The sequence below is a fragment of the Kluyvera huaxiensis genome, assembly GCF_040149365.1.
Lineage (GTDB): Bacteria > Pseudomonadota > Gammaproteobacteria > Enterobacterales > Enterobacteriaceae > Kluyvera > Kluyvera intermedia_A.
The window spans coordinates 1-13730 of record NZ_JBEFLV010000033.1 but is presented as its reverse complement, the minus strand read 5'-3'; the positions used below and the strand labels follow the sequence as shown (position 1 = coordinate 13730).

Below are 13730 nucleotides of genomic sequence, written 5' to 3'. Positions count from 1 at the left end.
AGGTTCGTTGGGAACCTTTGCGATCGGGTCTAACGGCGTTTTTATTGTGAACTCTGACTCCCGGAAACCAAAAAAGTTTATGCGGCCAGCAACTCTTTCGCATTTGCGAGGGTGTTGCGGGTGACTTCGCTGCCGCCAAGAAGGCGAGCCAGCTCCTGCAAACGGGCGCGTTTATCCAATGGTTGCATGTGGGTTTCGGTCATGGCGCCGTCGGTTTCTTTACTGACATAGAAGTGATGGTGTCCACAGCCTGCGACCTGAGGCAGGTGAGTGACGCACATAACCTGGGTGGATTCGCCTAGCTGGCGCAGCAATTTGCCGACGACTGCAGCCGTTGGGCCGCTGATACCAACGTCAACTTCATCAAAAATAAGCGCCGGGGTTTCCATTTTACGCGCGGTAATGACCTGAATTGCTAGCGCGATACGCGACAGTTCCCCGCCTGAGGCGACTTTGGCGATTGCCTGTAACGGCTGCCCCGGGTTGGTGGTGACGCGAAATTCAATGCGGTCTGCGCCTTCTGCCGTCAGATGCTGTTCTTCGAAGCGGACGTCAATATCAAACACGCCGTGCGGCATCGACAGCATATGCATGCTGTCGGTAATCAGCTGCGCAAGCTCAGTGGCGCTAGCCTGACGCTGCGCGTGTAGCTTGTTGGCCGTTTCCAGCGCCAGTTGATGATTGCGTGTTACCGACAGCTTCAGCGTCTCCAGAGAGTCGCTTTGATCGTCAAGCAGCTGCTGTTCGTCGAGTAGCGATTGGTAATATTCAGGCAGCGCTTCCGGTGATATTTGATGCTTACGCGCCAGTGAAATCTGTTTCGACAGGCGTTGTTCCAGTTCAAACAGACGATTCGGGTCGAGGTCGAGACGGTCGCAGTAGTGGCGCAGTTCATCGCTGGCTTCGCTCAGTTGAATGGCAGCTTCTTCCAGCATATCCACAACACCTGAGAGTTTTCCGTCCATACTGGCAAGCTCACCGGCCAACTGGCGGGCGGTATAAAGCTGGCTTTGCAGATTAACGTCGTCACCGTCGGCCAGGATAGCTAACGCATGCTGGCTGGTGGCGATGAGTTGCCCGCTGTTGGCGAGGCGTTTGTACTCTTCATCAATTTGCTCATACTCGCCCGGCTGCGGGTTGAACTCAATCAGCTCTTTTAGCTGATATTGCAGCAGCTCTGCACGGGCAATACGCTCCTGGCTTTGCTGCTGATGCGTGGCGAGATCGCGGCAGCTTTGATTCCAGAGTCGGTAGTGCTCCGCCATTTGACGGGCGAGGTCAGATTCACCGGCGTAGGCATCAAGCAGGTTTTTTTGATGTTCAGGTTTAACCAGCTGTTGATGGGCATGCTGGCCGTGGATTTGGATGAGCAACTGGCCCAATTCACGCAGTTGAGAGAGCGGTACGGCGGTGCCATTGATAAAGCCGCGAGAACGGCCATCGCTGCTGATAACGCGACGCAGCAGACACTCGCGGCCATCTTCAAGCTGGTTTTCTTCCAGCCAGCGCAGCGCGGCAGGAGTATCTTTCAGTGCGAAGCGCGCGCAGAGATCGGCACGGCTGGCACCCGCGCGGACCATATCGGCTTCAGCGCGGCCGCCCAGGCACAAGCCGAGGGCATCAATTGCAATGGATTTGCCTGCACCGGTTTCCCCGGTAATAGCCGTCATGCCACTGTTGAAGTCGATCTCAAGCTCACGAACGATTGCAAAATTGCTGATGGTCAGTTGTGCCAACATAGCCGCTTTCCTGTATGAAAAACCATAACTGTAATTTCATACAGTATAGACTGGTTTTTTATACAGTAAAGAGGCCGATGTTAATTTAGAATAATTTTTTTGACCACCCAAGCTTGGTGCTTAATGTGTTGAAATAGCTGTAGTCTTTCGGGTGGATCAGATTCAGGTGGTAATCGCTCCGCCGAATGAGAACATCTTCCCCTTCCTGAATCGGCAGCGCTATCTGGCTGTCGCAGCTGATCTCAAGATCGTTGCGGCGGTGCGAGAAGCGCAGGCGGATAGTACTGTTGCTGTTAATCACCAGCGGGCGCGCCGACAGGGTATGCGGGAACATCGGTACCAGGGTTATGGCGTCCAGCGATGGCGTAAGAATAGGGCCGCCGGCTGAGAGCGAGTAGGCGGTTGAGCCGGTTGGGGTTGAAATAATCAGCCCGTCAGAACGCTGGGAGAAGGCGAAGGTCTCATCGATATAGACTTCAAATTCAATCATGTGTGCGACTTTGCCCGGGTGTAATACCACTTCGTTGATCGCGGTGCTGATGCGTTTCTGGCAATTTTGCTGGCACACCTGGGCTTCCAGCAGGAAACGTTTTTCGGCAATGTAGTTGCCGTCCAGCACGTCGGCAAGCTGCTGGTGGGCGTTATCCGGGTCGAGGTCAGTAAGAAAACCGAGGTTGCCACGGTTAATGCCGATGACGCTAATGTCATAGCGCGCCAGCGTGCGTGCCGCGCCAAGCATATTGCCATCACCGCCAACCACTACCGCCAGATCGGCTTTGAGACCAATTTCCGCCAGCGTCCCGGTTTTCACGTTATCGAGTTTCAATTCCTGGGCTATCTGGCGCTCAACAATGACATCGTAGCCTTTAGTGCACAGCCAGCGATAGAGCATTTCATGTGTCGTCAGGGCCGTCGGGTGACGGGGATGTCCTACAATACCGATACACTTGAAATGATTGTTCATTTTCTGAATGTCCTTGTGCCGAAGATTGATGACAATGTGAGAGCTTCCCTTGAAACCCGGAATCTTATCCCCATAATAATCCAGGTTAGCGAGATGATTGTGAAAAAACGCGGAGAAATTCATGAGTAGTAAAGAACAGAAAACGCCTGAGGGGCAATCCCCGGAAGAAATTATCATGGAACAGCACGAAGAAGTTGAGGCGGTTGCACCAGACGCTTCTGCTGAACAGGTGGATCCGCGCGATGAAAAAATTGCGAACCTTGAGTCGCAGTTAGCGGAAGCCGAAACCCGCGAGCGCGAAAGCGTCCTGCGCGTGAAGGCAGAAATGGAAAACCTGCGTCGTCGTACTGAAATCGACGTCGAGAAGGCACACAAATTCGCGCTGGAAAAATTCATTAACGAACTACTGCCGGTGCTGGATAGCCTGGACCGCGCGCTGGAAGTGGCTAATAAAGACAGCGAAGCGATGGCGGGGATGGTTGAAGGTATCGAACTGACCCGTAAGTCGATGCTGGACGTGGTGGCTAAGTTTGGCGTGCAGGTTGTTGCGGACATCGATGTCCCGATGGATCCGAACGTTCATCAGGCGATTGCGATGGTTGAGTCTGATGAAATTGCTGCCGGCAACGTGCTGATGGTAATGCAAAAAGGCTATACCCTGAACGGTCGTACCATTCGCGCTGCGATGGTTTCCGTTGCAAAAGCGAAGGGCTAACTTTCGCTTTTACCCTCTCCCCATCCGGGGAGAGGGTATTGATTAATCCGCCACGCTCTCGCGAATCGGTCTTATCGGGTTAACCTGAACCTGCTTAATCACATTATCCTGCACGTCGAGAATATCGATATCGTAATGCGCGATACGCACTCGCGTACCTGCTGCCGGGATCTCTTCCAGCGCTTCGACAATCATACCGTTAACGGTCCGCGCTTCATCTTCCGGTAAATGCCAGTTGAAGGCTTTATTCAGCTCGCGCACGTTGGCACCGCCGTCAATAATCACCGAGCCATCGTTCTGCGGATTGACCTCTTCGGCAAGCGAGGGGGACATCGAGGTGGTAAAGTCGCCAACAATCTCTTCGAGAATATCTTCTACCGTCACCAGCCCCTGAATATCGCCGTATTCGTCAACGACCAGGCCCACTTTCTTTTTGTTGCGCTGAAACTTCACCAGCTGCGTGCTGAGCGGTGTACCTTCCGGAACAAAGTAAATTTCATCGGCAGCCCGCAGCATCACTTCTTTGGTGAACTCCTTTTTCTCCGTCATCAGGCGGTAGGCTTCGCGTACGCGGAGCATGCTGATGGCGTCGTCTAATGAGTCGCGGTAAAGCACGATGCGCCCATGCGGGGAGTGGGTCAGCTGGCGAACGATAGCTTTCCAGTCGTCGTTGATGTTAATGCCAACAATTTCATTGCGCGGCACCATGATGTCATCAACGCTGATTTTTTCCAGATCCAGCACCGACAGCAGCATATCCTGGTTACGACGGGAGATTTGCGCGCGGGATTCGTTAACGATAGTCCGCAGCTCATCTTTGCTCAGCGCGCTGCTGATGGTGATATCGGTTTTAATGCCCATCATGCGCATCAAAATGCGGGTGATGAGATTCAGCAGCCACACCAGCGGCATCATCAAAATTTGTAATGGCGCGAGCAGGAAACTGCTCGGATAGGCGACCTTTTCCGGATAAAGCGCGGCGATAGTCTTTGGTAGAACTTCGGCGAACACCAGTACCACGAAGGTGAGTACGCCGGTGGCGATAGCGACACCTAAGTCACCGTAAAGACGCATGCCGACGATGGTGCCAAGCGCTGACGCCAGGATATTGACCAGGTTGTTACCAATCAGCACCAGGCTGATTAAACGGTCGGGCTTTTGCAGCAGTTTTTCAACGCGACGCGCCCGACGGTCGCCCTGTTTCGCCAGGTGACGCAGGCGGTAGCGGTTTAGCGTCATCATGCCGGTTTCAGAACCGGAGAAATAGGCGGAAATGACCACCATGATGATCAGAGTGACGATCAGCGTGGTGGTTGAAATATGTTCCAAGAGAGGTCCTTAGTACTTAGCTCACAAACTGTTGAATGACGCGACTACCGAAGTAGGCGAGCGTCAGGATGCCGGCACCGGCAACGTTAAACCAGACAACCCTGCGTCCACGCCACCCTTCATGATAGTGGCCCCACAACAACACGATATAGACGAACCAGGCGATGATGGAAAGGACGGCCTTATCGATATTTTCCATGCTAAAGAGGTTATGCATGTAAAACAGGCCGGTACACAGCGTCAGGGTAAGCAGTACGACCCCAACCTGGGTGATGTGAAACATTTTGCGTTCGATAACCATCAGCGGCGGCATTTCATGGCTAAACGCCAGCTTCTTATTCTTGAGCTGGTAGTCAATCCACGCCAGCTGCAGCGCGTAGAGCGCGGCAATGATAAGCGTCGCATAAGAGAACAGGGACAACCCGATATGCACCATCATTCCCGGCGTAGCTTCCAGATGAGTAATGAACTCATTGGGCATGAAAGTGGCGAACGCGAGGTTTATCAGCGCAAAGGCATAAACGATGGGCAGCAGCAGCCAACCGCGATTGCGCGAGGCGACGATAGTCATCACCGTACAGATCATCAGACTGACTAGCGAACCGACGTTCAACAGGCTGAGGTTCTGCCCACCTTCGCCGCCGGGCAGAATACGCGCTTCCAGCGCGAACGCATGGCACACCAGCGCAATGGTGGCGGAGAGAATTGCCATACGCCGCCAGCCGCTGTTTTTTTGCAGCAGGCCGGGGATGATCAGCGCCAGGCTGATGGAGTAGGCAACAAGCGCGAGCAGGGCGAAAACAGGCATAAAGAGTCGGCAGTCGTCAAATAGAAGAAAGAGATGCAGTATATACGCAAAATCCGTCGAGTTGTATCAAGGTGCATAGCCTGGTTAAAGGATGATGCATATAGCGTTACGTGATGTCAGCGTCAACCGCAGCATCACAACTCGGCCGGTGTCGTGTTATACTCGGGCAAATTTCCGTTTTTTTGTCGCGTTAGCGACTCACCGTTTCCACCCCAGGCGAGAGACAATGTTTGATAATTTAACCGATCGTTTGTCGCGCACGCTGCGCAACATCAGTGGCCGTGGACGCCTTACTGAAGACAACGTAAAAGAGACGCTGCGCGAAGTGCGCATGGCGCTGCTGGAGGCTGACGTTGCGCTGCCGGTAGTGCGTGATTTTATCAATCGCGTAAAAGAAAAAGCGGTTGGTCATGAAGTTAACAAAAGCCTGACCCCAGGTCAGGAATTCGTCAAAATCGTTCGTAGCGAACTGGTTTCGGCGATGGGCGAAGAGAACGAGACCCTGAATCTGGCGGCTCAGCCACCGGCCGTTGTGCTGATGGCGGGCCTGCAGGGTGCGGGTAAAACAACTAGCGTCGGTAAGCTGGGTAAATTCCTGCGCGAGAAGCACAAGAAAAAAGTGCTGGTGGTTTCAGCTGACGTTTATCGCCCTGCGGCGATCAAACAGCTGGAGACGCTCGCCGAACAGGTTGGCGTGGATTTCTTCCCGTCCGACGTCGGTCAGAAGCCTATCGACATCGTTAATGCGGCGCTGAAAGAAGCGAAGCTGAAATTCTACGACGTGCTGCTGGTGGATACCGCCGGTCGTTTACACGTAGATGAAGCGATGATGGATGAAATCAAACAGGTTCACGCGGCGATTAAGCCGGTGGAAACCCTGTTTGTCGTTGACGCCATGACCGGTCAGGATGCGGCGAATACGGCGAAAGCCTTCAACGAAGCGCTGCCGTTAACTGGCGTGGTGTTAACCAAGGTCGACGGTGACGCCCGTGGCGGTGCCGCGCTTTCTATTCGTCACATCACCGGTAAGCCGATTAAATTCCTCGGCGTCGGCGAGAAAACCGAAGCGCTGGAGCCATTCCACCCGGATCGTATTGCTTCGCGTATTCTCGGCATGGGTGACGTGCTGTCGCTTATCGAAGATATCGAGAGCAAGGTTGACCGCGCGCAGGCTGAAAAGCTGGCGACCAAGCTGAAAAAAGGCGACGGTTTCGATCTGACCGACTTCCTTGAGCAACTGCGCCAGATGAAAAATATGGGCGGTATGGCCAGCCTGATGGGTAAATTGCCGGGCATGGGCCAGATTCCTGACAACGTCAAATCGCAGATGGACGATAAAGTGCTGGTGCGTATGGAGGCGATTATCAACTCCATGACGTTAAAAGAGCGCGCTAAGCCGGAAATCATCAAAGGTTCCCGTAAACGTCGTATCGCCCAAGGCTGTGGCCTTCAGGTGCAGGACGTGAACCGTCTGCTGAAGCAATTCGACGACATGCAGCGCATGATGAAGAAGATGAAGTCGAAAGGCGGCATGATGAAAATGATGCGTGGTATGAAAGGCATGATGCCACCAGGATTCCCGGGTCGTTAATCCGTTATCCCACATTGATGTCGGGGTGCGCTGGCTATCCAGTGCGCTCCGCTCATGGCGAACACGCCAACTTCACGCTGTCTATTACGGTAACGCCCTGGTTATCGTGCAGTAAAAGACAGATGTTGATTGCAATTTCCCCAGAAATGAGTAAAATTTTCGGGCTTTTAATATGACACCGGGCCCCCTCCCTCGATGGGGCCCGGTTGTTCTATTCACACAAGAGGATGTTATGGTAACTATTCGTTTAGCACGTCACGGCGCTAAAAAGCGTCCGTTCTACCAGGTTGTTGTTACTGACAGCCGTAACGCACGTAACGGTCGCTTCATCGAGCGCGTTGGCTTCTTCAACCCAATCGCAAGCGAAAAAGAAGAAGGCACTCGCCTGGATCTGGATCGTATCGCTCACTGGGTTGGCCTGGGCGCTACTGTTTCCGATCGCGTAGCAGCGCTGATCAAAGCCGCTAATAAAGCAGCTTAATCTGTCACGGTGGTCATGATGAGCAAACAACTCGCCGCAAAAGCACCTGTTGATCCGATTGTATTGGGCAAAATGGGTTCTTCCTACGGTATCCGTGGTTGGCTCAGAGTGTTTTCCTCCACCGAGGACGCCCAAAGCATTTTTGACTATCAGCCCTGGTTAATCCAGAAGGCGGGTCAGTGGCAGACCGTTGAGCTGGAAAGCTGGCGCTACCACAATCAGGATATCGTCATTAAGCTGAAAGGCGTTGACGATCGTGATGCCGCGAATCTGCTGACGAATTGCGAAATTATCGTTGATTCATCACAGCTGCCGGCGCTGGACGATGGAAGCTACTATTGGAAAGACCTTATGGGCTGCCAGGTAGTAACCACTGAAGGCTACGGTCTCGGTAAAGTCATTGATATGATGGAAACCGGGTCGAATGACGTTCTCGTCATTAAGGCAAACCTGAAAGATGCATTTGGCATCAAGGAACGTCTCGTACCGTTCCTCGATGGGCAGGTTATCAAGAAAGTCGATCTCACTACTCGTACTATCGAAGTAGATTGGGATCCTGGTTTTTAAATCTCCGGATAAACGGTAAAAGACGGCGCTATGTGGATTGGCATAATTAGCCTGTTTCCTGAAATGTTCCGCGCAATTACCGATTACGGGGTAACTGGCCGGGCAGTAAAAAATGGCCTGCTGAACATCCAGAGCTGGAGTCCTCGTGATTTCGCTCATGACCGGCACCGTACCGTGGACGATCGTCCTTACGGCGGCGGACCGGGGATGTTAATGATGGTGCAACCTTTGCGGGACGCCATCAATGCAGCAAAAGCCGCGGCAGGTGAAGGCGCGAAGGTGATTTATCTGTCACCTCAGGGACGCAAGCTTGATCAAGCAGGCGTCAGCGAACTGGCAACGAATCAAAAATTGATTCTGGTGTGTGGTCGCTACGAAGGTATTGATGAGCGCGTGATTCAGACCGAGATTGACGAAGAATGGTCTATCGGCGATTACGTTCTCAGCGGTGGTGAGTTACCGGCAATGACGCTGATCGACTCCGTTTCCCGGTTTATTCCGGGTGTACTGGGTCATGAAGCTTCAGCAATCGAAGATTCGTTTGCTGATGGGTTGCTGGACTGTCCACACTATACTCGACCTGAAGTGTTGGAAGGGATGGAAGTACCGCCAGTTCTGCTGTCGGGGAACCATGCCGAGATACGTCGCTGGCGTTTGAAGCAGTCGCTGGGCCGCTCCTGGCTTAGAAGACCTGAACTTCTGGAAAACCTGGCTCTGACTGAAGAGCAAGCAAGGTTGCTGGCGGAGTTCAAAACGGAACACGCACAACAGCAACATAAACATGATGGGCTGGTCTAAGACCCCCAAATATCAGTTTACCCAGGATAAGAGATTAAATTATGAGCAACATTATTAAGCAACTTGAACAAGAACAGATGAAGCAGGACGTACCTTCATTCCGTCCGGGTGATACCGTGGAAGTGAAAGTATGGGTTGTTGAAGGTTCCAAAAAACGTCTGCAGGCATTTGAGGGCGTGGTTATCGCTATTCGTAGCCGCGGTCTGCACTCTGCATTCACTGTTCGTAAAATTTCCAACGGCGAAGGCGTTGAGCGTGTCTTCCAGACTCACTCTCCGGTAGTTGACAGCATTGCTGTTAAACGTCGTGGTGCTGTACGTAAAGCTAAACTGTACTACCTGCGTGAGCGCACCGGTAAGTCTGCTCGTATCAAAGAGCGTCTTGGCGCTTAAGCGACATCCGTGTGAAAAAGGGCTAGCCGCAAGGCTGGCCCTTTTTTTATCGCCAAAAGCACCCCGCATTAACATCTTGCTGATAAATCATTTACAATACTCCCGGTTATTGGGAGGGGTGAGTGAGCAAAACGGCAATCAACATAGCAGCACTGAAACGGCGGGCCGCATGGCTTGCGCTGTGTGCTATGGCGCTGATTATCTTTGCTCCGCTAGTTTCCATTTCATTGCAACAATCGCCGATGAACGCGATGCCCGGTATGCATCATGAAATGAGTATGCCGATGACCGCCCATCACTCTTCTGTTCCTGAGACAATGCCCATCGACCACGGTGAGGCCTGCGGCTACTGCGTACTGTTAACCCACGTTCCTGGCCTGATACTGGCACTCTGCGTACTGTTATGCGCGTTGTTATTGCGCATTTCTACGCCATCTTTCCCGCAGGTAGTAGCCCGCTGGTCTGAGTTTCCCTGGCTATTTCCCGATACCCGCGCACCGCCGCTGTCGTCTGCTTTCTCCGCTAACTAACGATAAATAACGCCTGAGCGTTACGACTCTTTTCGCCTATATAAAGGAAAAGTATGACAACCTGCACCTCGCGGGCGGCCTGGACGCACCTGTTGCGCCGCCTGCATTTTTTTATCGGCCTGTTTGTTGGGCCATTTATCTTTGTTGCTGCGCTGACCGGCACGCTGTATGTGGCGACGCCGCAGCTGGAAAATGGGATCTACAGCCAGGCTCTGCACGGCAGCGTTGAAGGCGAGCGCCATTCTCTAGCTGAACAGATTACGGTGGCTGAACGAGTGCTCTCGACGCCACTGCGGTTGAGCGCGGTACGCCCGGCGCTGGAGCCCGGAGAAACCACACGGGTGATGTTCGCTGACCCGTCGCTTGGCGAATCGGAAAACCGTGCCATCTTTATCGATCCCGTTACGCTGGCAGTCAAAGGTGATATGACGGTCTATGGCACCAGCGGGATATTGCCGCTACGCCAGTGGATTGATTATGCTCACCGTTCGCTGCTGCTGGGGGATATCGGCCGGTTGTACAGTGAGTTGGCCGCTTCGTGGATGTGGATTGCAGCACTCGGCGGTATTGTCCTGTGGGCCTTTACCCGGCCAAAACGGCGCATCAAAAATCGTCTGCAAAATACCCGCCGGGTTCACGTTACGCTCGGCTGGTGTCTGCTGGCAGGAATGTTGCTGTTCTCGGCGACCGGGCTGACCTGGTCGCAGTGGGCGGGGGGCAACGTGGATAAAATGCGTGCGGCGTTTAACTGGCTAACGCCACAGGTGAATACCCAGCTGAACGGCGCTGGCACGATGGTAATGGATCCTCACGCCGATCATCACGGTCATCATGAAGGAATGACCATGAGTGAACCGCCGATCGCACTCGATCGGATTGATGCGATCCTGAATCTTGCACAGCATGCGGGTATTGCCGCTACGCATCTGGAGATCCGCCCGCCGAAAAGTGACGAGCGCGCCTGGACGGTAACGGAGATCGACCGTCGCTGGCCGACACAGGTCGACGCGGTAGCCATCGATCCTCATTCTATGGATGTTATCGACCATACCCAGTTTGCTAGCTTCCCGCTGATGGCCAAACTGACGCGTTGGGGCGTTGATTTCCACATGGGCGTGTTGTTTGGCCTGCCGAATCAACTGCTGTTGATCGCGTTTGGGGTGGCGCTGTGTATGGCGATTGTGATGGGGTATCGTCTATGGTGGATTAAACGTCCGGCGCAACCGCAAATTAGCCCGCTGCAGACGCTGACGCATAGTTGGCTAGGACTGTCGTTGCCCGCACGGTTTGTGACCCTGCTGCTTGCGGTCATTTGCGGGCTGGCGTTGCCGGTGATGGGTGCGAGTCTGGTGCTGTTTATTCTGTGCGATTGGTTACGCTGGCGTACTGCAGCCAGCGCGTCATTCGCCGAATCATCCGCTAAGTGACCTTACGGCGTGCTGATAACCACTGCAACCCGGCGGTTTTCAGCACGTCCCTGGCCGGTGCTGTTGCTGGCGACAGGGTATTTTTTGCCTAATCCGCGTGTGGTGAGGTTACTGCGCGGAATATGGGCTCCTTTTGCCCAGGCGTCGGCAACGGCATTTGCGCGTTTGAGCGAGAGGGCTTCGTTATAGCCATCTTCACCGTAGTTATCCGTGTGGCCATCCATCTGCGCGTGGTTCAACCCTGTTGCCGCCAGACGTGACGCCATGGTCTCGATCTGCGTTTCACTTTCCGGTTGCAGGGTGGCTTCATTTTTATCAAACAGGATCTTAGCCGACAGGCCCAGCGACCAGTCGCCGTTTGATTCATTAAAACCGTAAGATTGCATCGCGGCGATCTGTTCAGGCGAGAATTTGCCCTTTGGTGGCGTTTGACAACCCGAGAGGACCAGTGATGCCAGTAAAAGTGGTGCAAAGTATCGCTTTAACATTTCGTATTCCCTTCTAGCCTATTGTTTTAGTTCGCTGATTTTTTGCCTGATACATATTGTGGTCAGCTCTCTCCAGCAACGTTTCCAGCGAGTTGTTTTCCCACGCTAACGCGAAACCGATACTGAGTGACATTGGCGTGTTGTGTCCGTTGTGGAGATCAAACGGGCGGCTAAATTGCTGTTTCAGAGCTGCGCAAATATGTTGTACATCAAGTTCAGAATGGACGCCGGATACCACCATTGCAAACTCGTCGCCGCCAAGACGATATGATTGGTGACGTATACCGCCGAACGCGATCATCCTGCTGGCGACTTCGATGAGTACGCTATCGCCCGCAGCATGCCCCCAGGTATCATTGATCTGTTTAAAGTTGTCACCATCGAGAAAAAGCAGGGCGGAGTGGGTTTTTGCCACAGAGTCATTCATTAACGCCGCAATGTTATTGCTGAAGGCTGCACGGTTCGCGAGGCCGGTGAGAGAGTCATGCATGGCGGTACGCATCAATTGGGCATTCTTCTCCTGCAGCCTCAACTGCCACTCTTCCATTTCATCCAGCAGGCTGTTGAAATCTTCACCAAAGCGATGAAATTCTTCGATACGTCCTTCTTTTACCCGCCGAGAGAAGTTGCGATTCTTACGGGCGTCATGAACCACATCGGTGATGTTTTGTATCTCTTCGACCATGCCATGATGCAGGGATCGCGTAATGGTGAGCGCAATGACCGAAGCAAAAAGAATGCAGCCGGTGAGTACGGCGAATGACATCCAGATGAAGTGGCCGATCAGGGTATCGCGCGCAGCCAGGCGAATTTCACCGACAGGCTGGCCGTTATGCATTATTGGCTGGGAAATGGGGACCGGGAACAGCCAATGGCTGACCAGCGCACCCAGCGTATCGCTACTGTCCTCTGGATTCCACACCCAGGATGCAAACTGCTTTTCATGTATGTCGAACACATTCGCCATGGCAAATTGCCCCTGCTTACCCAGGGTAGCAAGCGTTTCATTAGCGGCTTGGGGATCGTTGAAAACTAGTGCGGCTTCAAGAGTATGACTCATGGACGCGCCGGTTAATTCGAGATTTTTCTGCGCGTATTGTTTTAATGTCACCACCGAAGCAAAACACAGCAAAAGCCATATAAGCGTCATCGTCACGATGACGCTTATGATATTGATGCGTCTTAACGTTTTTTTAAACGTAGGGCGCGGCGTGTAAGCGGTGTCCTTATTCATGCTGCTTATTCCTTGCGAGCATTAATACATCCGGATTGACTCTTACACCACTGCGAGACAGCGCATCCAGATTGACGGAGAATCTGATCCGTTGTTCATCGGTTATTAAGCAAAATGCGCTGCCAATAATGCATTCCGGGTTGTGTTCAGAGATTAATAGCAACGCCCGATGATATTGGTTGATTAATTCAACTTGCCTGGCAGGGGATTCAGTGCCGAAATAAATACCATCGCAACTGGCGGCCAGGGCATCTTGAGGAGTATGGACAACCACGGGAATGTAAGGCAGCAAACTTTGCTCATCGACAGTGCTGAGTGCCTGCAGATATCGGGAGGTGGCAAAAATACAAAGCTTAGGCGCCCCGGAAATCGAAGGCCAGCGGGTGTAGCTCACAATGCCTGACACAATCGAACGTACCGATTTATCAGTTTCAGCGAGGCGAGCAGCAGTCGCCGGGGCCAGCATCAGAGATAGCATCAAAACCAGAGTCAGTCGGAGTAAAGAGATCAAGATTGAATTTCTCACGAGAATCCGCCATACCGCTCTGGAAATAGTTACCCTGGAGAGATTTTGGGTAATGCTGCCAACTTACTGATTTAGTGTATGATGGTGATTTTAAGGTGCTTGCGTGGCTTCCATTTCCATCAGATGTCCTTCCTGCTCCAC

Annotated in this window: 16 protein-coding genes; 8 read left to right on the top strand and 8 right to left on the bottom strand. The window is 52.9% G+C overall.

What is annotated here, in order from left to right; genetic code table 11:
• Positions 1 to 77: 77 nt before the first annotated feature.
• The gene (gene recN / locus ABOC97_RS22545) at positions 78 to 1739 is read right to left on the bottom strand and encodes a DNA repair protein RecN (RefSeq protein WP_349601935.1); all 1662 of its coding nucleotides are present in this window, start codon (positions 1737 to 1739) and stop codon (positions 78 to 80) included.
• A gap of 85 nt (positions 1740 to 1824) precedes the next feature.
• On the bottom strand, positions 1825 to 2703 hold the full coding sequence (gene nadK, locus ABOC97_RS22540; protein WP_349601932.1) for an NAD(+) kinase: 879 nt from the start codon (positions 2701 to 2703) through the stop codon (positions 1825 to 1827).
• 121 nt (positions 2704 to 2824) lie between these two features.
• On the opposite strand from nadK, the gene grpE reads away from it, so the two are divergent.
• Positions 2825 to 3418: a nucleotide exchange factor GrpE gene (grpE, locus tag ABOC97_RS22535; RefSeq protein WP_234504287.1), complete on the top strand. Its 594-nt coding sequence runs from the start codon at positions 2825 to 2827 to the stop codon at positions 3416 to 3418.
• A 42-nt stretch (positions 3419 to 3460) separates the two neighbouring features.
• On the opposite strand, the gene ABOC97_RS22530 is transcribed toward grpE, so the two are convergent.
• Together ABOC97_RS22530 and ABOC97_RS22525 are read right to left on the bottom strand one after the other, a co-directional pair.
• A complete protein-coding gene (locus tag ABOC97_RS22530; RefSeq protein ID WP_349601930.1) occupies positions 3461 to 4747 on the bottom strand; it encodes an HlyC/CorC family transporter in 1287 nt (428 codons plus the stop codon).
• Positions 4748 to 4763: 16 nt separating this feature from the next.
• Positions 4764 to 5555: a cytochrome C assembly family protein gene (locus tag ABOC97_RS22525; protein ID WP_234504285.1), complete on the bottom strand. Its 792-nt coding sequence runs from the start codon at positions 5553 to 5555 to the stop codon at positions 4764 to 4766.
• 226 nt (positions 5556 to 5781) lie between these two features.
• Between ABOC97_RS22525 and ffh the strand changes: the two genes are divergently transcribed.
• The 7 genes from ffh (at position 5782) to ABOC97_RS22490 (ending at position 11341) form a co-directional block, all read left to right on the top strand.
• Positions 5782 to 7146 (top strand): signal recognition particle protein, encoded by a 1365-nt coding sequence (gene ffh / locus ABOC97_RS22520; RefSeq protein WP_234504284.1) that lies wholly within the window; start codon positions 5782 to 5784, stop codon positions 7144 to 7146.
• A gap of 232 nt (positions 7147 to 7378) precedes the next feature.
• A complete protein-coding gene (gene rpsP, locus ABOC97_RS22515) occupies positions 7379 to 7627 on the top strand; it encodes a 30S ribosomal protein S16 (protein WP_234504281.1) in 249 nt (82 codons plus the stop codon).
• Between the two features lie 18 nt (positions 7628 to 7645).
• Positions 7646 to 8194 (top strand): ribosome maturation factor RimM, encoded by a 549-nt coding sequence (rimM, locus tag ABOC97_RS22510; RefSeq protein ID WP_234504279.1) that lies wholly within the window; start codon positions 7646 to 7648, stop codon positions 8192 to 8194.
• Positions 8195 to 8224: 30 nt separating this feature from the next.
• Positions 8225 to 8992 (top strand): tRNA (guanosine(37)-N1)-methyltransferase TrmD, encoded by a 768-nt coding sequence (trmD, locus tag ABOC97_RS22505; protein ID WP_052284531.1) that lies wholly within the window; start codon positions 8225 to 8227, stop codon positions 8990 to 8992.
• Positions 8993 to 9033: 41 nt separating this feature from the next.
• Positions 9034 to 9384 (top strand): 50S ribosomal protein L19, encoded by a 351-nt coding sequence (rplS, locus tag ABOC97_RS22500; protein ID WP_052284532.1) that lies wholly within the window; start codon positions 9034 to 9036, stop codon positions 9382 to 9384.
• Positions 9385 to 9506: 122 nt separating this feature from the next.
• Complete coding sequence (locus ABOC97_RS22495; RefSeq protein ID WP_349601926.1) at positions 9507 to 9914, top strand: DUF2946 domain-containing protein; 408 nt, start codon at positions 9507 to 9509, stop codon at positions 9912 to 9914.
• 53 nt (positions 9915 to 9967) lie between these two features.
• Positions 9968 to 11341, top strand: coding sequence for a PepSY-associated TM helix domain-containing protein (locus ABOC97_RS22490; RefSeq protein WP_349601924.1), 1374 nt, complete (start codon positions 9968 to 9970; stop codon positions 11339 to 11341).
• A 2-nt stretch (positions 11342 to 11343) separates the two neighbouring features.
• On the opposite strand, the gene ABOC97_RS22485 is transcribed toward ABOC97_RS22490, so the two are convergent.
• From ABOC97_RS22485 to ABOC97_RS22470, 4 genes are all read right to left on the bottom strand, one after another.
• Entirely contained in the window at positions 11344 to 11829 is a 486-nt protein-coding gene (locus ABOC97_RS22485) for an OmpA family protein (protein WP_349601922.1), read from the bottom strand.
• A 13-nt stretch (positions 11830 to 11842) separates the two neighbouring features.
• Complete coding sequence (gene dgcN, locus ABOC97_RS22480; RefSeq protein ID WP_349601921.1) at positions 11843 to 13063, bottom strand: diguanylate cyclase DgcN; 1221 nt, start codon at positions 13061 to 13063, stop codon at positions 11843 to 11845.
• Positions 13056 to 13541 carry a YfiR family protein gene (locus tag ABOC97_RS22475; protein WP_349601919.1) on the bottom strand — a complete coding sequence of 162 codons (486 nt, stop codon included), beginning with the start codon at positions 13539 to 13541 and terminating at the stop codon, positions 13056 to 13058. The genes dgcN and ABOC97_RS22475 overlap by 8 nt, the downstream gene beginning before the upstream one ends.
• Positions 13495 to 13730, bottom strand: a 236-nt coding sequence (locus tag ABOC97_RS22470) for a hypothetical protein (RefSeq protein WP_349601917.1), incomplete at its 5' end; no start/stop codon positions are given. The genes ABOC97_RS22470 and ABOC97_RS22475, both read right to left, overlap by 47 nt.